The sequence below is a fragment of the Streptomyces mabaensis genome, assembly GCF_053763515.1.
In genome coordinates this window covers 139,774-158,228 of the sequence record NZ_JBSOPZ010000006.1, presented here as the reverse complement: position 1 = coordinate 158,228, position 18,455 = coordinate 139,774, and the positions used below count along the sequence as shown (strand labels likewise).

The 18,455-nt window shown below is 69.7% G+C and carries 21 protein-coding genes and 1 riboswitch; of the genes, 8 read left to right on the top strand and 13 right to left on the bottom strand.

Annotated elements, in window-relative coordinates:
- Positions 1-68 precede the first annotated feature (68 nt).
- The 4 genes from ACWV17_RS07645 to ACWV17_RS07630 form a co-directional block, all read right to left on the bottom strand.
- Positions 69-191 carry a hypothetical protein gene (locus tag ACWV17_RS07645; RefSeq protein WP_455359021.1) on the bottom strand — a complete coding sequence of 41 codons (123 nt, stop codon included), beginning with the start codon at positions 189-191 and terminating at the stop codon, positions 69-71.
- A 128-nt stretch (positions 192-319) separates the two neighbouring features.
- On the bottom strand, positions 320-1,690 hold the full coding sequence (locus tag ACWV17_RS07640; RefSeq protein WP_455359020.1) for an FAD-binding oxidoreductase: 1,371 nt from the start codon (positions 1,688-1,690) through the stop codon (positions 320-322).
- Positions 1,691-1,801: 111 nt separating this feature from the next.
- Positions 1,802-2,170: a hypothetical protein gene (locus ACWV17_RS07635; RefSeq protein WP_455359019.1), complete on the bottom strand. Its 369-nt coding sequence runs from the start codon at positions 2,168-2,170 to the stop codon at positions 1,802-1,804.
- 432 nt (positions 2,171-2,602) lie between these two features.
- Positions 2,603-3,193: a TetR/AcrR family transcriptional regulator gene (locus tag ACWV17_RS07630; protein WP_455359018.1), complete on the bottom strand. Its 591-nt coding sequence runs from the start codon at positions 3,191-3,193 to the stop codon at positions 2,603-2,605.
- Between the two features lie 79 nt (positions 3,194-3,272).
- Here ACWV17_RS07630 and ACWV17_RS07625 point away from each other — a divergent pair, with 79 nt between their 5' ends.
- Positions 3,273-3,698, top strand: a complete 426-nt coding sequence (locus tag ACWV17_RS07625) for a VOC family protein (RefSeq protein ID WP_455359017.1) — start codon at positions 3,273-3,275, stop codon at positions 3,696-3,698.
- Positions 3,699-3,702: 4 nt separating this feature from the next.
- Here the strand turns inward: ACWV17_RS07625 and ACWV17_RS07620 are convergent, their stop codons facing one another.
- Together ACWV17_RS07620 and ACWV17_RS07615 are read right to left on the bottom strand one after the other, a co-directional pair.
- Positions 3,703-3,930 (bottom strand): DUF397 domain-containing protein, encoded by a 228-nt coding sequence (locus tag ACWV17_RS07620; protein WP_455359016.1) that lies wholly within the window; start codon positions 3,928-3,930, stop codon positions 3,703-3,705.
- Complete coding sequence (locus ACWV17_RS07615; protein ID WP_455359015.1) at positions 3,917-4,741, bottom strand: helix-turn-helix domain-containing protein; 825 nt, start codon at positions 4,739-4,741, stop codon at positions 3,917-3,919. Before ACWV17_RS07615 ends, ACWV17_RS07620 begins: the two co-directional genes overlap by 14 nt.
- A gap of 110 nt (positions 4,742-4,851) precedes the next feature.
- Between ACWV17_RS07615 and ACWV17_RS07610 the strand changes: the two genes are divergently transcribed.
- From ACWV17_RS07610 to ACWV17_RS07600, 3 genes are all read left to right on the top strand, one after another.
- Positions 4,852-5,076 carry a hypothetical protein gene (locus ACWV17_RS07610; protein ID WP_455351317.1) on the top strand — a complete coding sequence of 75 codons (225 nt, stop codon included), beginning with the start codon at positions 4,852-4,854 and terminating at the stop codon, positions 5,074-5,076.
- A 311-nt stretch (positions 5,077-5,387) separates the two neighbouring features.
- Positions 5,388-6,224, top strand: a complete 837-nt coding sequence (locus ACWV17_RS07605) for a hypothetical protein (RefSeq protein ID WP_455359014.1) — start codon at positions 5,388-5,390, stop codon at positions 6,222-6,224.
- 248 nt (positions 6,225-6,472) lie between these two features.
- Positions 6,473-6,931, top strand: a complete 459-nt coding sequence (locus tag ACWV17_RS07600) for a YkgB family protein (RefSeq protein WP_455351319.1) — start codon at positions 6,473-6,475, stop codon at positions 6,929-6,931.
- Positions 6,932-6,982: 51 nt separating this feature from the next.
- Here the strand turns inward: ACWV17_RS07600 and ACWV17_RS07595 are convergent, their stop codons facing one another.
- Positions 6,983-7,621: a LysE family translocator gene (locus ACWV17_RS07595; protein WP_455359013.1), complete on the bottom strand. Its 639-nt coding sequence runs from the start codon at positions 7,619-7,621 to the stop codon at positions 6,983-6,985.
- A 142-nt stretch (positions 7,622-7,763) separates the two neighbouring features.
- Here ACWV17_RS07595 and ACWV17_RS07590 point away from each other — a divergent pair, with 142 nt between their 5' ends.
- The 3 genes from ACWV17_RS07590 (at position 7,764) to ACWV17_RS07580 (ending at position 10,017) form a co-directional block, all read left to right on the top strand.
- Positions 7,764-8,390, top strand: a complete 627-nt coding sequence (locus ACWV17_RS07590; RefSeq protein WP_455359012.1) for a DUF5317 family protein — start codon at positions 7,764-7,766, stop codon at positions 8,388-8,390.
- Between the two features lie 482 nt (positions 8,391-8,872).
- A complete protein-coding gene (locus tag ACWV17_RS07585) occupies positions 8,873-8,998 on the top strand; it encodes a hypothetical protein (RefSeq protein WP_455359011.1) in 126 nt (41 codons plus the stop codon).
- Between the two features lie 89 nt (positions 8,999-9,087).
- Positions 9,088-10,017, top strand: a complete 930-nt coding sequence (locus ACWV17_RS07580) for an ADP-ribosylglycohydrolase family protein (RefSeq protein ID WP_455359010.1) — start codon at positions 9,088-9,090, stop codon at positions 10,015-10,017.
- Positions 10,018-10,113: 96 nt separating this feature from the next.
- Here the strand turns inward: ACWV17_RS07580 and ACWV17_RS07575 are convergent, their stop codons facing one another.
- Entirely contained in the window at positions 10,114-10,923 is an 810-nt protein-coding gene (locus tag ACWV17_RS07575) for an alpha/beta fold hydrolase (RefSeq protein WP_455359009.1), read from the bottom strand.
- A gap of 230 nt (positions 10,924-11,153) precedes the next feature.
- On the opposite strand from ACWV17_RS07575, the gene ACWV17_RS07570 reads away from it, so the two are divergent.
- Positions 11,154-13,151 (top strand): hypothetical protein, encoded by a 1,998-nt coding sequence (locus ACWV17_RS07570; RefSeq protein ID WP_455359008.1) that lies wholly within the window; start codon positions 11,154-11,156, stop codon positions 13,149-13,151.
- Between the two features lie 135 nt (positions 13,152-13,286).
- Here the strand turns inward: ACWV17_RS07570 and ACWV17_RS07565 are convergent, their stop codons facing one another.
- Genes ACWV17_RS07565 through ACWV17_RS07545 form a run of 5 tightly spaced genes read right to left on the bottom strand, consistent with a single transcriptional unit; the run spans position 13,287 to position 17,974 of the window.
- Positions 13,287-13,847, bottom strand: a complete 561-nt coding sequence (locus ACWV17_RS07565; protein ID WP_455359007.1) for a DUF7676 family protein — start codon at positions 13,845-13,847, stop codon at positions 13,287-13,289.
- Complete coding sequence (locus ACWV17_RS07560) at positions 13,844-14,557, bottom strand: (2Fe-2S)-binding protein (RefSeq protein WP_455359006.1); 714 nt, start codon at positions 14,555-14,557, stop codon at positions 13,844-13,846. Before ACWV17_RS07560 ends, ACWV17_RS07565 begins: the two co-directional genes overlap by 4 nt.
- On the bottom strand, positions 14,551-15,633 hold the full coding sequence (locus ACWV17_RS07555; protein WP_455359005.1) for an ABC transporter ATP-binding protein: 1,083 nt from the start codon (positions 15,631-15,633) through the stop codon (positions 14,551-14,553). Before ACWV17_RS07555 ends, ACWV17_RS07560 begins: the two co-directional genes overlap by 7 nt.
- On the bottom strand, positions 15,630-16,736 hold the full coding sequence (locus tag ACWV17_RS07550; protein WP_455359004.1) for a FecCD family ABC transporter permease: 1,107 nt from the start codon (positions 16,734-16,736) through the stop codon (positions 15,630-15,632). The genes ACWV17_RS07555 and ACWV17_RS07550 overlap by 4 nt, the downstream gene beginning before the upstream one ends.
- On the bottom strand, positions 16,733-17,974 hold the full coding sequence (locus ACWV17_RS07545; protein ID WP_455359003.1) for an ABC transporter substrate-binding protein: 1,242 nt from the start codon (positions 17,972-17,974) through the stop codon (positions 16,733-16,735). Before ACWV17_RS07545 ends, ACWV17_RS07550 begins: the two co-directional genes overlap by 4 nt.
- Positions 17,975-18,227: 253 nt before the next feature.
- Positions 18,228-18,416, bottom strand: a riboswitch (cobalamin riboswitch).
- Between the last annotated feature and the right edge of the window lie 39 nt (positions 18,417-18,455).

Sequence of the window (18,455 nt, the reverse complement as noted above, 5' to 3'; positions counted from 1 at the left end):
AAGGGCATCCGCTGGGGCGGCAGACCGGCCCTCACGGCGTGATCAAGAAACCTTCAGGCCCGCTGGAGCTACGCCTGGAGCCGGCCGGTGATCAGCCTGATCGCGCTGATCGTGAGGTCGGGGTCATGGATCTGCACGTAGTGGTCACTGCCCGTGGCCAGCAGATGGGGTGTCTGGGGTCGAAGCTCCACCAGGCCCTGCTGCACCTTGGGCCAGGCCCGCTCCAGGCGCGCCGCAGCCGGCCAACGGGATCAGCATCGCGGTCAGCGCCGCGGCCACGACGACACATCTGTTGCGCATGGCGGAACACCGCCGTGCTTCAGGGCTTGATGTTCTGGTTCCGGTGGAACAGGTTGTCCGGGTCGTACGCCCGCTTGACCTGGACCAGACGGTCGTAATTGCCCCGGTAGTTGGCCCTGATCCGGCTCTGGTCGTCGTCGGCCATGAAGTTGATGTATCCGCCCTCCTCCGAGTGCGGGGCGGTGGCCTGGTAGTAGTCCCGGACCCAGGCGATGTTCGCCTCGTTGTCGGCGGGGTCGGGCCACATTCCGGCGATGACGGCCGCGAACGAGGCGTCCCGGTAGGCGAAGGCCGTCGCCTCGGGTGCCACGCGGTGGCAGGCGCCGTTGACCGGGTAGATGTGGACGGTCGAGTTCACGACCGGTACGCGCGGCCCGTACTCCAGATGCGCATCGATGGCGAAGTCGCTGAGCTCGGTGACGAAGTTGGCCTTCCAGTAATGCTGGAGGCCCGGCGGTACGAGCGCGTCGAAGGCGCTGTTGAGCGCCGGGTACGGCATCGGGCCGACGTGTTCGGCGACCACCGGCGCGATGTCGTGGAAGGGCTGGAGGGCCCGCTGTCCCTCGTCGAGCGGTCCGGCCCAGCACGACACGATCAGGATGAAGGGGTCGCCGTGCCGGTTCTCCGGGATGAAGGGGAGCGGCGGGGCGATCTGGAACGCCGGGAACGCTCCGAGCTGCTCCGGTGCTTCGACGATGAGCTCGCGAAACGCGCGCAGGACGGTGCCGGCGTCGTCCAGTTCGAAGACGATCGGCCCGCCGTAGATGTCCTTGACGGGGCTGAGCCGGAACTCGAACGAGGTGACCGCGCCGAAGTTGCCGCCGCCCCCGCGGATGGCCCAGAAGAGGTCGTCGTACTCCTTCTCGCTCGCGACGAGCAGCCGGCCGTCCGCGGTCACCACGTCGGCCGAGATCAGGTTGTCGCAGCTCAGGCCCAGTCCGCGGGCGAGGTATCCGATGCCGCCACCGAGGGTGAGCCCGCCGATACCGGTGGTGGAGATGATCCCGCCGGTCGTCGCCTGCCCGAAGGCGTGAGTCGCCGCGTCGAAGTCACCCCAGGTCGCTCCGCCCTCGGCGCGCGCCGTCCGTCGCTCGGGGTCGACGCGTACGGAACGCATCCGGGACATGTCAGCCACGACGCCGTTGTCGCAGGTGCCGAAGCCGGGCACACTGTGCCCGCCGCCGCGCACCGCCAGATCGAGCCCGTTCTCGCGGGCGAAGTCGACCGCCGCGATGACGTCGCCGGCGTGGGCGCAGTGCACGACGACGGCCGGCCTCCTGTCGATCATGGCGTTGTTGACCTTGCGGGCCTCGTCGTAGGTGTCGTCATCAGGGGTGACGACCGGCCCACGTGCACGTTCGCGCAACTGGTCGATCGAGGGCATGCCCATGACCGTCGCTCCATGGAAGGTGCGGTTGTCCGGTTATGAGTAGTCCCGCGCAGCTGTCGCGGCGCGGGACTACTGGTCTGGCCGTGGTGATTCGCCGTCAGCTGTCAGGCGTCAGTGGCGGCCGTTCTTGCCGTTGCTGTGGCCGTTGCCCTTGTCGTGGCCATTGCCGTTGTGCTTGCCGTTGCCGTTGTGCTTGCCGTTGTCGTGGTCCTTGCCGTTGTCGTGGTTCTTGTAGGACTTGTGGTCGTAGTCCTTGTCGTCCTTGTCGTGGTGATAGCCCTTGCCGTGGTGCTTGCCGTTGCCGTTGTCGTGCTTGTCGTCGTCGTGCTTGTCGTCGTCACGGTCCCAGTGGCTCGAGTACCCGTTCGAGACCGACTGGGACGAGCTGGCACTCGCGACGCCGGCTCCACCGAAGGCGAGAGCCAGAGCTGCGAACAGGCCGGCGGAGAGCTGGAGAATCCTGGATGTCTTTGCCCGCATGGTGCTTCCTTCCCGGGGGCGTAGACGGGGCCGATGGCCCCACACGGCCGCGAGGGCACGAGTGCCAGCGCACAGCACGGTGCGTTCGCGAAATGGACCCGGTACGTCGGCCTCTGGGTGGCGAGAGCAGCCACCGCCGACTCACACGCTGAAACGCGTGGCATCGGGCAACCCCGTTGCGGGGCATCCGTCCCTAGGACAACCGACGACCAGGGTGGCCATCGATCGGGGATCTTGAGATTGTTCCGTCTTCGTGTGCAGGCACGCAAAGAAGACGGATATTTCGTTCAATCTGTATCTAAGCTAGCCAGATGATCAGATGAAAGTCAAACGGGGCATATCGCCACGTAAGAACTATGTAATAGGTAAGGGCGGCCGGTGAGGCGGGCGTTGGTGCCGAAGCCGCAAGGTAATCACTGACAGGCCTCGCCATCAGGTGCGCAGCGCCTGGAGCACCCGCCTCAGCGCTGCCCGGGTGTCGGCCAGGTCTCCGGGGTCCGACGGCGACGCCAGCCACAGGGCCGCCTCGTTCATCGCGCCCGAGAGCAGGTGGCTCAACGGGGCGACCGGCTGCGGAGCGATGACGCCCGCGTTGACGAGGGTGGTCAGCGCATCGGTGAGGTGGCGGGCCGAGGCGGCTTCGTCCATCGCCCGCCATTCGCTCCAGCCCATCACGGAGGGCCCGTCGACGAGCATGATCCGCTGGATGTCCGGATCGGTGGTCGCGGTGAGGAACTCCTCGCAGCCGGCGGTCAGCTGCGTCCAGGGATCGTCGTGGGCCTCCGCGGCCGTGGCCACCCGTCGGCCCACCTCCTGCTGCACGTCTTCGAGGACGGCGCGGAACAGGCCCGCTTTGCTGTCGAAGTGGTGGTAGAGCGCGCCCTTGGTCACTCCGGCGGCAAGAACGATCTCCGAGAGGCTTACGGCGCCGTAGCCGAGGCCCGAGAACAGGCGTCTGCCCTCCCGCAGCAGGGTCAGCCTGGTCTGTTCTCGCTGCTGCGCTCTGGCGCCGTGCTGCGTCATCGCTGACTCCCCCGGTTGACATACCAACGGTACGTGAATAGCTTCGTTCGCATACCAATGGTATGCGAAAGGGGCCATGATGAAGCTGACCAGTTTCTACCCCGTGATCGGCACGGCGCGGCTGCGGGAGTCCCAGGACTTCTACACCCGGCTGATGGGGTTCGAGACGACGTTCGAGGCCGACTGGTACGTGAGCCTGCGGCGGCCGGGGAACCCTCCGTACGAGCTCGCCCTCCTCGACCACACGCACCCGACGCTGCCCGAGGGCTACCGCGACCCCGTGCGCGGACTGCTGCTCAACTTCGAAGTGGAGGACGTTGACGCGGAGTGGGACCGGCTCGTCGTACGCGAAGGCCTCAGCGCCGAACTGGAGCTGCGCAGCGAGGACTTCGGCCAGCGCCACTTCATCGTGGCCGACCCCAACGGTGTCCTGATCGACGTCATCACGCCGACCGCCCCCAGCCCGGAGTACGCCGAGCAGTACACCAGCCCGGACCGGTCCTAGGCCGTCAGGTGTGGAGACCGCGGGACTTCACGGCGGCGACGAAGGACGTCCAGACGGCGGGGGCGAAGACGATCGCAGGTCCGTGCGGGTTCTTGCTGTCGCGAACGGGGACGCAGGCGGCGCAGGCGTCGTTCACTTCGAGGCAGTCGCCGCTGTTGCCCCCGCTGTAGCTCGATTTGCGCCATCCGGGCAGGGGTGACGCGTCCGCGATGGGGTGCTCAGTGCTGTGCATGCTCGTAATCCTCTGCGACGGACCTGATCAGAGCCAGGGACTTGCGGTGCGACAGCGCATCGCCCAAGGCGTGATCGTAAGCCGCCTGGCACTGGCGCACCACAGCCGGGATCTCCCAGACTCTGCCTGACTTCAAGCCTTCCACGTATGCAACGGGCGGGAGGTCCTCGAACCACATGAGCTTGACCGGGCCCTCCATGAGCGCGTGATATCCCGCTCCGAAGGGGAGGACGTGCACGCGGATGCGGCGGCTCTCTCCCAACTCTGCGATGTGCCAGAGCTGTTCGCACATGACGGCCGGGCTGCCGATATGCCGTCGTAGAACTGCTTCGTCGAACAGCATCCAGACCTCCGGTGTGCGGAAATCGCCGAGAAGGTGGGCGCGTTCGAGGCGCGTGACGAGGAGCCTGTCACGCTCCTCGTCGCTCTTGGCGGGGAAGCCCGAGCTGAGCACCTCGCGCGCGTATGCCTCCGTCTGCAGGAATCCTGGCACCAGCGTGCAGGCGTACTCGTGGATCACCGTCGCCTGACGCTCCAACTCCGCGGCCTCGGCGAAGTGTTCAGCGACCTTACGACCGTCCAGCGTCGGCAGGAAGTTCTCGAAGAACCCTCCCGTCCCCAGTACCCGGTCCAGCCGGCGCGCGTCCTCCACGTCCGGTCTGCGGCGGCCCGCCTCGATATGCGCGATGTGCGTGCGCGACATGACCGCGCGCTGGCTCAGCTCCTCCTGCGTGAGCGCGGCGGCCTCGCGGCGGCGTTTCAGTTCCTCGCCGTATTTCGTACGGGATTCCGGGTTGTCCTCGATCGCCATGGCAACTCCCTGGTGTGCCAAATGCGTTGTCACGCCTGTCCCTCTGGCGAGAGTACCTGCGGCGATCCCACGCTGTGACTGAATCAGCACACACAGCGAGAGGCGATGCGATGGCAACGCTGCACGACCAGGGCGCGTTCGTGGCCCATGCGGGTACGGACGTCTACGGCCCCGGCAAGGTGATCGGCGTGGAAGGGGAGCTGCGGCGCGTGCGCTTCGTGCACTTCGTCGCCACCATCGCCGTACGTGACCTGCGTGCCGCCTCTCGCGACGAAACGGAACAGGTGACGGAATGGCTGAGGCAGAAGGCGGCGCGGTACGGGGGCCGTTGGTGAGTGGCGGGCTGGGCGCGTCCCTGACCTTGCGCGTCTCGCGGGACGGCGGGCGGACGTGGGGGCCGAGGTCGACGTACGAGCCGGGGCGGGACGCGGCCGCGATCGAGAACGCCGGGCGTTTTCCACCCTGTTCGTGCCCGAGGTGCGATTACGCGAAGTGACCGTGCGTGTACGGAAGTTGTTGTACGGTGAGCGCAAGACGGCCCCCGTCGCTGGTAGCAGCCAGCTCCGAGGGCCTACACCGCTGAGTGGAATAGAGGTCCACCGCAATGCTCCGTCATGTTATCCCGCCTGCGCGTTTCTTCTCCCAGGTGCCGAACGAAATCATTCGCCATCCGCGTCTGTCCTCCGACGCCGTACGGCTGTTGACCTGGCAGCTTTCGCTGCCGCAGGGCGCGGACGAGCCCCTGTCGCGTACCGCCCAGCGGGCCGGGATCAAGAAGGTCGCCTTCATCCGCGCCAAGCAGCAGCTCAAGGCCGAGGGCTATGTGCATGAGTGGCGGGAGCAGGGTGACCGCGGGCGCTGGGTGACGCGGCAGCTCGTCTCCAGCGTTCCGCTGAGCGCCGAGGAGGCGGCCCGGGTACGGGACGGGGCACCGGCGGGCGGTGTTCCGGCCGCCGGTGAGCCGACGCGTCGGGCCGTCGGCCGTCACCCACTCAACACTCCGGAGGAGAACACCTCCCACCAGCCCGGGCCGGGCGGCGACGCCCGCCGGGCCGTCGCCGACCTGCACCGGATCGACGAGCGCCTGCGGGTGCCGCGCGGCATGCTGCCGCAGCTCGCGGCGCTGGCGGCGCAGTGGCTGGAGTGCGGGCACACGGTGGAGGACGTACGGGCGGCGGTACGGCAGGGGCTGCCGGCGCCGGGGAGGCGGATCCACCGGCCCGGCGGCCTGGTGCGCCACCTCCTGGGCGAGGTTCCGGCGCCGCCGGGGCCGCCGGCCGAGGTGCCGACTCCGCGCGTCGCGCTGATGCGGGAGTGCGCGGGCAGCCATACGCAGCCGCGTCTGTTCCGGCCGCTGACGGACGAGACGCACTGCGGCGAGTGCCGCCAGACGCGGGCGGAGTCCCCGGAGCGCGCTCCGGTGGACAAGGTCCTGGTGGCAGTACGCGGCGCGGCCGCAGCCCGCGCGGCACTGCGCGCCTGAGCCCGTTCCTCATCCTTGCGGCCTGTCGCGGCGACGGTGACGCCGAGGCCGATCATCGTCAGCCCACCGACCGCACCCGGCTACCGTCACCAGCAGCGGTCCGGCTTGCGGCGGTGGGCGGGCGGCGCAACGCTGGATGCGGCTGCCGGTCCGGGTGGAGGGACGTTCATGGCCTCGACCTCACCACCCGGCAGCTTCGGTGCCGCACGTATGCGCTGCCGACTTCCGATGGCGGCGAAAGGGCAATCATGGGAACACGACCCTCCACGCTGGAGTCCGTGGGCGCCTGGACTCTGCGCTCCGCGCTGGTGGGGAACCTCGTATGGATCGGGGCGCTCAAGTTCGAGGACTACGAGGTGGAGAACATTCATCCTCTGGTCTCCTCGAGTCCGTTGTTCTCGCCGCTCGTCAACAAGCTCGGCGAGGAGAAGACGGCACGACTCATCGGGGTGACGGAGATCGCGATCGGCTCGCTGATCGCGGCCAGGCCGTTCGCACCCCGAGCCTCTGCGCTCGGCAGCCTAGGGGCCGTCGGGATGTTCGTCACCACCCTCAGTTTCCTGGCCACCACGCCAGAGGCCTGGCAGGAGAACCGCAAGACTCCCAAGCTCTCCATGGTCGGGCAGTTCCTGGCCAAGGACACCGTGTTTCTCGGAGCCTCCCTCATGACGCTCGCCGAATCGCTCCGAGCCGCCCGTCGCTCATGATGCGGCCCGTGGCGAGAGGGTCGGGCAGGACTCACGAGTCGGCGGCAGAGCCTAATCCTTGCGGCCTGTCGCGGCGACGGTGACGCCGAGGCCGATCATCGTCAGCCCACCGATCCCGCCGACCAGGGCGAGCCGCTGCGGTGAGCGGGCGAACCAGGTCCGTGTGGTGGCCGCGACCAATCCCCACACGCTGTCGGAGGCCACCGCGATGACATTGAAGACCAGGCCGAGCAACAGCATTTGAACCGTGACGTGCCCCTGGCTGCGGTCGACGAACTGAGGCAGTACGGCGGCGAAGAACACGATGGTCTTGGGGTTGGCCACGCCGACCGCGAACCCCTCCCACAACGTGCGCAGGCTGCCGTGCGCGGGACCCTCACCGGTGAACGCGTTGTGCAGCGACCCGCGCTGCCGCACCGCCTTGACACCGAGGTACACCAGGTACGCGGCGCCCACGAGTTTCAGCGCCGTGAAGACGAGGACCGAGCGCTCCACGATGGTCCCGACCCCGAGGGCCACGGCCACGACGAGCACGTAGGCTCCGAGCGTGTTCCCCACGACAGTGGTCAGCGCGGCACGGCGCCCTTGCGCCAGCGCCCGCCCGATCACGAACAGCACGCTGGGACCGGGAATCACGATCAGCAGGAACGACATGGCCGCGAATGCCAGTAGTCGGTCGGTAGACACCATGAAGCCGATGCAACCACGGAGACCGTTCCCGCCCGCAGCCCTTTTCCGCATGCGGCCGGCCAACCGCTGTTCTTCTGCCCCCTGGCCGTGCAGGATACGGTGCGGATGAGGGCGTCATGTGCTCTGGGGGAGAGGCTGTCCGATGGCGTTCGCTGTCCTGTGTGTGCTGCCGGTCGTCGTCGGCGTCGTCGTCGGCTACGGGACCGGCGGCCGCCTCTTCGCTCTCGCGGGTTCTGTTCGTGCCGCGGGGCTCCTCTGGCTGGCGGCCGGCATCCAGGCTCTTCAGTACTACGTCCATCCCGTGCGGCGTTTCTTTGACGACAGCCTCCGCATTCCCCTGCTGTGGCTGGTTTTCGGCACAGGAGCGGCATGGTTGGTGGTCAACCTCCGCACATGGTCGTGGGTCATGCGCACCGGCGCCGCCCTTGTGCTCATGGGCGCTCTGGCGAACGGTGCGGCGGTGATTGCCAACGGCCGTATGCCGTACGCCCCCGAAGCAGCTGTCGCGCTGGGCAAACCGGCTGGTGTGACGACTCCCAAGAACGAACCGGCAAACCAGGATACGAAGTTTGCCTATCTGGGCGACACGATGCCCGTGCCGGTTCTGGCGAAGATCGTGAGCCCCGGTGATCTCCTGATCGGAATCGGCATCGTCGTTCTGGTGTCGACCGGAATGCGCGGCACAGGCCGTGTCCACAAGGAGGTGAGGGATGACGGTGAGGACGTCCCTTGCCTCCCAGCCCACGGCCGGCCTGTTCGCGGCCGGTAGCTTCACGCTGCCGCCGCACACGATTGTTGCACCGCACGAACCGTGCCGTGTGGCTGTCCGCCCGTCCACGCGAAGGAGGAAGGGAAGGAGGTGACCATCCTGATGCGCAATCTTGTGCATGCACGACGGCTTCGTGTCGTGCTGACCCTTGGAGCGTTTGCCACGTTGCTGTACACCGTCGGCGCTCCGTACGGTGGCGGAGTCTGATTCAGGGCTCCGCCGGAGTGTTCCGGACACCGGGCTGCCGGCCCGGTGTCCGGACTGAACCACCGACGGCAGCGGCTCCGGCCAGGCGGGCGAGCCCGGACCTTCCTCCTCCACGTCGGTGCGGGCGGTGCAGGCCCCGCGTACGGCCTTTTCCCCGTCCGGCGTGTGCAAGGCCGCTGGCGCTGAGAAGGCGACGGCGCCGACCTGGCCGACCTCTCCATGCTCGCCGAGCCGTTTCCGGGAGTCACCGCGGCACGATCTGGTCCGACCGCCGGGTGGACGACGTCGACCTCGTGCCGCGCCTCGACGATGCCGGGAAGCCGATGACCTTCTCCCGCTGGTACACCGACTGGTTGGAGCAGGCCGAGCGCGCGGTATTGCCGACGCCATCGGACGCATGAGGCCGTCCCACAGGCTCAAACGGACGCCCGACCCGTCGGGTGGCGGCAGCCCCGCGCGACCGCCGACGCGGCCCGGATAGCCTGCGCGAATGAGACGGGTTCAGCGGACCGCCGGCGCCGTCGTCGGCTCAGCGGTGGGTGACGCCCTGGGAGGTCCCTTCGAGTTCGGCCCCCGAGGAGCGTTCTCCGCGCGGTTTCCCGTGCCTGGTGCCGGTGGCGAGATGAGCGGAGGCGGCGGCTGGGACCCGGGCGAGGCCACCGACGACACACAGATGGCCGTCCTGGTCGCGGAGTCCCTGCTGGAACAGGGCGGACTGGATCTGCCGGACATGTTCGCCCGCTTCCAGCAATGGGCGGCATCAGAACCCAAGGACATCGGCTTGCAGACCGAAGACGTCCTGACCAACGGCATGCCCTGGGACCTCGCCGCCGCGACACACTTCCAGGTCAACCAGCGAGCTGCGGGAAACGGATCCTTGATGCGGGCGTCGACCTCCGCCGTCTACTTCGCGCCCGCCGGCCCAGAGGCCACGATGGACGCGGCCCGCCGCATCGCTGCCCTCACCCACGGCGACCGCGCCGCCTGGGAAGGCACCGCCATCTTCCACGAACTCATCCGCGTCACGCTCGAAGGCACCGACCCCCTCACCGCCCTCCCGGACATCCTGGCTCTCGTCCATCCCGACCACCGCGGGCGCTACGCCGCAGTCCTCGCGCCCGACTGGCACCCCGATCAGGCGACCGAGTTCAACGGTGCCGTATGGCCATGCCTGGGCTCCGCCGTCTGGGCCCTGCGCACCACCACCGGTTTCGAGGACGCGATACGCGCGGCGATCGACCTCGGAGGTGACACGGACACCGTCGCTGCGGTCACGGGAGGCATCGCGGGCGCGTACTACGGACTTGAAGCGATCCCCGCCCACTGGACCCAGCCGCTCCATGTCCCCCTCCCGGGGTTCGGCGGACGGGTGCTGCACCTGCCAGATCTGCTCCACCTCACGCACCGCCTCGGAGGCTGAACCGGTCCCATGGGCGTTGTTGGCGCACGAGGCGCGGCCGTCGACCGCGCGGCACCGCGCGGCACCGCGCGGCTGAGGCCGTCGCCGTCGGTCACATCAGCCCCGTGCCTCGACCTCGCGCCAGAAGGCGCTGACACGGGCGTTGAACGTGTCGGGGACCTCCTGGAACGGCTGGTGGGCCTCCTTGGCCATCACCTCGAACGTGGCACCGGGGATCCCCTCGGCGACGATGCGTCCGTAACGGGGCGGCAGCAGAATGTCGACCTCCCCGGCCAGCACGAGCGTCGGCGCCGTGATGTCATGCAGCCGGTCCAGCGTGTCATGCGCCAGGAAGGCGGCAACCTGCTGTTGGAATGCCTCGGTCGACTGCGGGTGGGGAAACGCCAGTGCTTCGTCGATGATCTGCGCCACCGTGCCGTCCTCATGGGCGCGGGCGGAGTAGACCCACAGGAAGAACGCCTCCAGCATGGCGCGCTCGCTCGGAGCGGCTTCCGCCATCCAGTGAAAGAAGCGGAGCAGGGACCGGCAATACTGGTCCGCACAAGCCCAGGTGCTCATGAGAACGAGGCTGCGGACGAGCTCCGGGTGTGCGAGCGCCAGCTCCTGCGCGATGGCGGATCCTCCGGAGAAGCCGGCGACGTGGGCGGCCGGAACATCGAGCGCGCGCAGCACGGCAGCCGCGTCGTCGGCCATCATGGCCACCGACAGCTGTCCCTCGGGCAGCCGGGTACGCCCCGCTCCACGATTGTCGAACGCGACGAGCCGATGACGATCGCTGAGCCCGTCGAGTTGCGGCTGCCACGACTCGGCCGGATCACTCAGGCCCCCGATGAGCAGGACGTCCGATCCCCGCCCCTGGCGATGGACCCAGATCTCGGTCCCGTTGGCATTGATCAACTCGCCCATTGCCGGCCTCCTGCATGGCTCACTCCGCTGACCGCAGGACGCATGCGTCATGACGGTAATGCCGGTAATACTCGTGTAACGGAGAGTTCGAACTGTGGCGGCCATGGCTGGGCGTGTCGCCCGCCGAGCATCTGAGTTGGCCCGGGCCGGTTCACTGGGCGGCTGCTGCGCTGCTCCCTGTGTCGAAAGCTCTTCGACCACGTCTCGGCCGGGCGGGTAGGGTCACGCGCATGTGGGAGGGGCTGGAAGCGGTCGACTGGGCAGGTCTGGAACACAATTACGGGTCTGCCGAGGACGTGCCCGGCCTTCTGCAGCGATGCGCAGGACCGAATCCGGAGGACGCGGAGGAGGCAGCGTTCGAGCTGCTCAACCTGCTGTTCCATCAGGGCGGTTGGATCTGCTCCGCTGTCCCGGCCACGCTGCCCTTTCTGCTCCGTCTGGCTGCCGCCCCGCATGTGCCGAGCCGTCGCGCGGTGCTGGAACTGGTGGCGAGGCTGGCAGCGGAGGCCGGGCAGGTCGCCGAGAGGTTCCTGGATCCCGGCTGGGAGCCAACGTGGGAACGGGTGCTGCCCGAGGTGCTGGCTCTGCTGGCCGATCCCGCGCCGGAGATCCGGCGCGCCGCGGCCGACGTATCCGGTGCCTGCGCCAGCCCCGGTGCGCTCCTGCTGCCCGCGCTCCTGCGGTGCTGGCGGGCGGAGAGTGAGCTGGTGACCCGTCTTGACCTGGTCCTCGCACTCGGCCAGGCGGTCCGGCGGGAGCCGGCCGGTGACAGGTCCGGCGAGGTCAGCACCCTCCTCCACACGTTGCTCGACTCCCCGGAGCCTCAGCTTCGTTTGGCAGCGGTGCATGCGCTCGCGGCCTGCGACTCGGGGCTCGCGACGAGGCGGCTGGAGCTCGTGCTGGACGCGGTTCGTGATCCGAGCGTGGAGTTGTGGCAGCGCACCAGCTCGGTGGAAAGCGGGGCGCGGGGTGTACAGCGCTGGACGGCGGCGCTGTTCACAGGTGCGTCCTCCGCCTTCACGCTGGGCCTGCTGGCCAATCATCCCGACGAAGAGCAGCGGATCGGCGGCCTGGCGCAGGCGGGCGGGCGGCTCTCGCAGTGGCGCTCCCCGGTCGATGCACTGCTGCCGGCCATCGTGGCGCGGCTGGACGATCCGGTCACCGAGGTGCGCTACCGGGCGACCGAGCTGCTGGCCTGCCTCGGTCCGTCAGCCGCGGCCCATGCCGACGCGGTCGCCGGGCTGCTCGGCGACACCGCCGCCCGGACGACACGCAAGGGAGAGACGGTCGCCGAGGCGGCCCTGTGGGCGCTTGCCCGGATGAACGATCCGCGCTGCGTGCCGGGTCTGGCCGATCGCGTGGTTGGCGCCCGGTCCGGCTTCGCATCGGCCGCCGCCTTCTACGGCAGCGCCCGCGACGCCTTCCACGACCCGGGCCTCCCCGCCCACCACGAGATACTCGTTCGCCTTCCGGACCACGCGGAGCTGTTTCTGCCGGCGATCTGCGACCGACTCGGCACCGCCACGGACATCCACCTGCTCAATCGCCTCTGCGAAGTGCTCGCCGCCTGGGGACCTGCTGCGAAGGCAGCAGTGCCGCAGTTGCTCGACCTGCTGGGGGACAACCAGAGGTGGACCGCGGCGGCGACAGCCCTGGCCGGGATCGGGATGGCGGGCAACGGGGGACGTGAACTGCTGCTGGCCCGGTCGATCGCCGCAGGCGCAGGCGCAGACGCGGAGCTCGCCGCGTGGGCGTACTGGCAGGTCGGCGGGGAGCCGGGCCCGGCCCTGAAGGTGCTGGGGCCTGCCGCCACTGAGGGCCGCTTCCCCCACCCTGCCTTGCGCAAGCTGGCCGACCTCGGCCCGCACGCTGTCGACTTCGCGGACCAACTCCGGACGACGGTCGGTGCCGCCGACCCCTGGACCAGCGTCGAGGCCGCGCACGCCCTGTGGGCCGCGACCGGCGACACCGAGAGCACCGTCCCGGCCCTCCTGGAGGCCGTGCAGGACCTGGCCGAGGGTGCCTACCTACCGGTCACGCTCCCCGCGGTGCGCCATCTCACCCGGATCGCCCACGCCGCCCAGCCCGCCGCCCAGCCCGCCGCTCATCTCTTGCGCGACCTGCCTACAAGTGACCGGCGTCTTCATTACTTCGGCGGGTGGCGCGCCTTCGCCGAAGACGAGTCCATTCGCACTGCCGTCGACGAGCTGCTCGGCGCAACCGACTGACTGAGCGCCGACGAGGCGGCCGCCTTGCTGCGCAAGCCCGGGAAGTGCGTGCCTCGCTTTCCCTCAGCTCCTCCTGAGCAAGAGCCCCCACGTCCGGCATGGCGGCATGGCCGGGCGTGGGGCGCCGGGCACCGGTCAGCCGCTGTGCTTGAAGCCCTTGCCTGTGCGGTCGAGCGGGTCGGCGGGCAGGGAGAGGAAGCGGGCCCGCAACGCGTCCCACGCGGCGAGGCGGCCGAAGTCGGGCGTGTCCCGAATGCCCTGGCGGTCTGTGAGGAACGGGTTGGGCAGCAGGACGGTCATCATCTGTTCGTCGCGGCCGTTGAACAGGCGCAGACCCCAGCTGACGGGGGCGCCGTCGGAGCCGATGCTGCGGTAGAGCTCGGCGCGGGAGCAGCGGCGGATGCGGCCCAGCTCGGGGCCGGAGGCGGTGTGCTCGCCGATACAGAGGTGGAAGTGCCAGGCACCGAAGTCGACCGTGGCGTAGCCGTCGTTCATGGTGATGGCGGTCGGGGCGCAGGGGGCGCCGACTTCCCAGGCGGCGCCTTCGATGATGGGCCCGAAGTTGATCTGCTGCCAGTGGTCGGTGAAGACGGTGGTGATCAGGTCGAGGAGGGTGGTCTCGTCCGTCGGCAGGGCCCAGACGTGCTGGGTGCCGCCGCTCTCGGTTTCGACGACGGCCGGTTCGATGGTGGTCATGCGGATCGCTCCTTGTGATTCAGGATGCAGTCGCCGCAGGTGCCGGCGCCGGGGACGCGGTAGTAGAGACAGCAGCTGCGGCGGCGGAAGGTGATGGTTCCGTCCGCGCCCGGGTCGAAGGCACCGGCGCCGGTGAGTGGTTCGCGCCCGAGGAGGTCGCGGACGAGGGGGATCACCGGCTGTGGGACGTGCGGGGCGCGGGTGATCAGGACTCGCAGGGCGCCGACGAGTGCCGAGGCGGCGTTGCCGCGCAGAATCCGCGGGGATACCCCGGAGACCCGCTGGACGGCCTCGGCGAGCGGACGCAGGTTCTGTACGGCGACGGTGCCGTGCACAGCAGCGGCCGCGGCTCCGGGCAGCTCACGCGGCGCGGGCAGCCACAGGTCGATGGGGCCGGAGAGTGCCGGGCGCCACCACAGCTGTTCTGGGTTCAGGTCGGGGACACCTCCGGTGAGTGCGACGGAGGCAAGAGCGATCGACCAGAGCCGTGAGGCGGTGCCCAGGTGGAGGGTGGAGGCGGCCACGCGCATCTGGTCGGTGCCGATCCGCTGCCCAACGGCCTGTACGTATGCCTTCAGCGCGTCGGCATCGGCGTACAGCTCGGTCAGCGGCAGAAACCCGTCGGGATCGGGCCGCTCGCCGCATGTCACGGCGAAGTACGGGCCGATGGCCGCGACCTGCTCCAGCGTGGCGGCGGTTCGGTTCACCATGTGCGTACCGTCCGGGTCAGGTCGTGGAAGGACCGCGTGCTGACGACGCTGCCGGCCCGGCGCAGGGTCAGGTTGCCGTGCTCGTCGGCGCTGATCTGGGCCTCGTCGCCCGGTGTGGCGTGCTGGACAGCCATGCCCTCCCGGGCCAGGGCGCGTTCCAGCAGGGGGCGCAGGACCGGCGGGGCGTCCACGGTGACCGTGGCGCGGGCGGCCCGGCGCAGCCCGAAGCTGCCTGAGAGCGGGTCGAAGGCGAGGTGGTCGGCGTCGAAGGCCGCGGCGACGGCCCCGCTGCTGACCAGGTCTTCGGGTGCTCCGGTGTGTACGTGGGAGGAGCGGTCGACCAGCCAGACCGCGTCGGCGACACGCAGCGCCAGTTCCAGATCGTGGGTACTGACCACGACCGTAAGGCCCTTCTCCCGGGCCAGGTCGCGCAGCAGCACGGTGAGTGCCACCCGCGAGGGCACGTCCAGGAAGGCGGTCGGCTCGTCCAGCAGGACGACGTCGGGCTCCTGGGCCAGCGCCCGGGCGGTGAGCACCCGCTGGCGTTCACCGTCGGAGAGCTCGGCGGCCGGCCGGTCGGCCAGGTGCTTGGCGTCCACCGCCTCCAGGGCCCATTGGACAGCATGCTCGTCGGCCGGTGCCAGACGTCCGGTGAACCCGGTGTGCGGATGACGGCCCAGGGCAACGAGCTCCCGTGCCGACAGCAGACCCGCGTCGACGCGGTCGGTGAGGACGACGGCGAGCCGCCGCGCGAGGGCCGCGGGTGACTCCCCGGCGATGGGCCGGCCGCCGATGCGCACGCCCCCGGCGAGGGGCGGCAGCAATCCGCACAGGGTGCGCAACAGGGTGGACTTGCCCGCGCCGTTGGGGCCGAGCAGCACGGTCAGTTCACCGGCCCGGGCCTCCAGTTCCAGGTCCTCCAGGACCGCACGCCGGGTGCCGCGTCCCCACGCGGCGCGGGTGCGATAGCCGACGGTGAGACCGTCGGTGCCGAGTCCGCCGGGGCGCGCGGTCGACCGTGCGGACGGGACGGGCCGCGCGGCCGAAGCTCCGGGTGCCACTGTCGTGTCGGTCATGAGGTCACCCCTTGCAGGCCGCGGCGGCTGCGGATCAGGAACGTGATGACGACGGGGGCGCCGAACAGCGAGGTGATCGCGTTCAGCGGCAATACCGCGTCCATACCGGGCGGCTGGCTCAGCAGCGCGCAGGCCAGGGCCAGGAACGCACCGGCGAGCATCGACGCGGGCACGAGCACCCGGTGGTCGGAGGTGCCCAGGGCGACGCGGGTCAGGTGCGGTACGGCCAGGCCGAGGAAGGCGACCGGGCCGCAGAACGCGGTGGCGGCCCCGGCCAGCAGCGACGTTCCCAGCAGCGCCAGGTCGCGGCTTCTGCGGACGTTCAGGCCCATGGTGCGGGCGTAGTCCTCGCCGAGCAGCAGCGCGTTGAGGCGCTTGGTGGTCAGCAGGGCGGCCGCCAGGCCCGCCCCGATCACCGGGAGCATCACCGCGAGGTCGGGCCAGGTAGTGGCGCTGAAACTGCCCAGTCCCCACATCACGAACTGCTGGGCGCGCTCGGGCCGGGCGTACACCAGCATGACGCTGACCACCGCGGTGGCCGCCGAGCCGATCATCACGCCGATGACCAGCAGGGTGACCGCCGAGCGGACCCAGCGCGACAGCAGCAGCACCAGCGCCAGCACACACCCGGCGCCGAGGGAAGCGGCCAGCACCACGCCGATGCGGCCCAGCCCCGCCAGGTCACCGGTGAAGCTCCCGGCCACACCGCCCGTACTGACCACCACGGCCGCCACCCCCATGCTTGCCCCCGAACTCACCCCGAGTGAGAACGGATCGGCCAGCGCGTTGCGGAACAGCGTCTGCATCTGCACGCCGGCCACGGCGAGGGCAGCGCCCACAGCGGTGGCCGTCAGCGCACGCGGCAGCCGCACCTCCTCGACGATGACGGCCCACCGCGGGTCGGCCCCCGCACTGCCGAACAGCACACGCACCACCTCCCCGACAGGCACCTGGTAGGAGCCGACGGCGACCGTCAGCACGAACAGAACTGCCGTGCCGACGGCCAGCCCGGAGACGACCAGGAGACGCCGACGCCCGGGCACCGGGCTTGCCGGGGCCGGGGCCGGGGCCGGGGCAGGCGTCACGGCTGTCCGCGTGGTCACGCGCGCGGCACCTTGGTGTAGAAGGTGAAGGTGTGGCCCGCGGCCTGGTCCGGGTGCAGGAGGGCGAACAGGTCGGCGAGGACGAGGTCCGGACGCAGGACGCCGCGCTCGTAGAAGTCGTTGCCGCCGCCGGGACCCAGCGCCTTGGTGTTCGTCCAGACCTCACCCGCGTTCACAGCGTTCAGCTTGGCGTAGCGACGGTCCGCCTTGACCGCGTCGGCAGTCGACTTCCACTGCTCGCCGACCAGCCACGTCGGCGCGTCGCCGCCCTTGGCGTACACGGCCTCGAAGTTCAACTGAAGGTTGCCTGTGCCCTTGTCGCCCGCCCACGGGTAGGTGCCACCGGCATCATTGATCAGCTTCCCGACGTAGCTGCCGCCGGAGGCCATGCTCCACGTGCCCTGGTACATCGTGCCCGGCAGCACCTTGACGGGCTTGCCCGCCGAGACGGACTTCGCGGCCTTGGCGGCGACCTTGCCGTAGTCGCTCTCGACGGTGTCGAACACCTCGCCCGCGCGCTTCTCGGCTCCGGTGAGTGCGGCCATGGCCTTGACCCACTCGGCGCGGCCGAGCGGGCTGGGCTCCAGCCACTCGGCGTTGGCGACGACGGCGATGCCCGCCTGCCGCAGCTTCGGGTACTGCGGGTCGTCGGTCCCCTGGGTCATCAGGACATCGGGCCTGGCGCCGATGACCTGCTCGGCGTTCAGGGTGTTGTCCTTGGCGTACTCGGCGACCTTGCCCGACGTCACCCGCTCACGGACCTCGGCGGAGCTGACGAACGCGCCGCTTGCCACACCGGTCAGGACATTCAGCGTGCCGGTCTCGGTCAGCAGCGGCAGGTGCGTGGTCGAGGCGGAGTACAGGCTCTTGACCGGAGTGGTGATCTGCTGGGCCTTGGCCAGGTCGCCGGACAGCTTCGGCTTGGGGGCCCCGCACTTGACCAGGACGTACGACTCGGGCTTGCCCTTGGGGTAGGGCTCCTTGACCGTGAGGACCTGGTAGCTCTTCTCGTACCGCAAGGTGAAGTTCTTCGCGTGCTCCACCGTGGACTTCACGGGGAAGTAGTCCTCGGCCGGATCGAAGTCGGAGATGCAGCCGGCCGCGGACCCCGAGGCCCGGGAATCCGCCGGCCGGGCGGAGTCGCCGTCGGCGCACGCGGCGAGGGTGAAACTCAGAGCGGCGATCAGCGCCGTAATGCCGGCAGGGCGTCGAAGAGGCGGGACTGGTCGTACGGACACGAGGGCTCCTGGGCATGCGTCGAAGCGCACCGGTCTTCCGGGTGCGTGGGAAAGGGAACGACCGAGGGGCGGTCGCACAGTCAGCGAGAGGGTGGGACGCCGAGCGTCGCCGGGAGGCCCTTCAGCGCTCCGACGGCAGGGTCCGAGCGACAAGCCGTCGCGTCCATCTCATACGGGCAGCCGGGAGTGGAAACTTCACACAAGCACGCGGGCACACGAGTGCCACCGTCCTCTCTCGGGGAAATCCGCCCCGGTATGGCGAGGTGCGACGGCGTGAGTCTCCTGACTCGGGATCGACGCTTCTCCGGCCTTCCCACCCCGACGGGGCGGTGGCTTCGGCGGAGTCGCTCCCCCTACACAGTGGCGGTACCGTGCCGGAATCTCACCGGCTTCCTCGTTCCGCCGTCGCTTGTCGGACGGAAGCATCCCAGAACGCACATGACCGCGCCAGCCCTTCGGCTGTGCCCCCCACCACATGGGG

Bases quoted from the DNA above. Each gene is read 5' to 3' on its own strand.
- ACWV17_RS07600 (WP_455351319.1), top strand. From the start codon at position 6,473: ATGGGAACACGACCCTCCACGCTGGAGTCCGTGGGCGCCTGGACTCTG.
- ACWV17_RS07595 (WP_455359013.1), bottom strand. From the start codon at position 7,621: ATGGTGTCTACCGACCGACTACTGGCATTCGCGGCCATGTCGTTCCTG.
- ACWV17_RS07615 (WP_455359015.1), bottom strand. From the start codon at position 4,741: ATGGCGATCGAGGACAACCCGGAATCCCGTACGAAATACGGCGAGGAA.
- ACWV17_RS07575 (WP_455359009.1), bottom strand. From the start codon at position 10,923: ATGGGCGAGTTGATCAATGCCAACGGGACCGAGATCTGGGTCCATCGC.
- ACWV17_RS07625 (WP_455359017.1), top strand. From the start codon at position 3,273: ATGAAGCTGACCAGTTTCTACCCCGTGATCGGCACGGCGCGGCTGCGG.
- ACWV17_RS07590 (WP_455359012.1), top strand. From the start codon at position 7,764: ATGGCGTTCGCTGTCCTGTGTGTGCTGCCGGTCGTCGTCGGCGTCGTC.
- ACWV17_RS07565 (WP_455359007.1), bottom strand. From the start codon at position 13,847: ATGACCACCATCGAACCGGCCGTCGTCGAAACCGAGAGCGGCGGCACC.
- ACWV17_RS07635 (WP_455359019.1), bottom strand. From the start codon at position 2,170: ATGCGGGCAAAGACATCCAGGATTCTCCAGCTCTCCGCCGGCCTGTTC.
- ACWV17_RS07620 (WP_455359016.1), bottom strand. From the start codon at position 3,930: ATGCACAGCACTGAGCACCCCATCGCGGACGCGTCACCCCTGCCCGGA.
- ACWV17_RS07640 (WP_455359020.1), bottom strand. From the start codon at position 1,690: ATGGGCATGCCCTCGATCGACCAGTTGCGCGAACGTGCACGTGGGCCG.
- ACWV17_RS07570 (WP_455359008.1), top strand. From the start codon at position 11,154: ATGTGGGAGGGGCTGGAAGCGGTCGACTGGGCAGGTCTGGAACACAAT.
- ACWV17_RS07630 (WP_455359018.1), bottom strand. From the start codon at position 3,193: ATGACGCAGCACGGCGCCAGAGCGCAGCAGCGAGAACAGACCAGGCTG.
- ACWV17_RS07610 (WP_455351317.1), top strand. From the start codon at position 4,852: ATGGCAACGCTGCACGACCAGGGCGCGTTCGTGGCCCATGCGGGTACG.
- ACWV17_RS07560 (WP_455359006.1), bottom strand. From the start codon at position 14,557: ATGGTGAACCGAACCGCCGCCACGCTGGAGCAGGTCGCGGCCATCGGC.
- ACWV17_RS07555 (WP_455359005.1), bottom strand. From the start codon at position 15,633: ATGACCGACACGACAGTGGCACCCGGAGCTTCGGCCGCGCGGCCCGTC.
- ACWV17_RS07580 (WP_455359010.1), top strand. From the start codon at position 9,088: ATGAGACGGGTTCAGCGGACCGCCGGCGCCGTCGTCGGCTCAGCGGTG.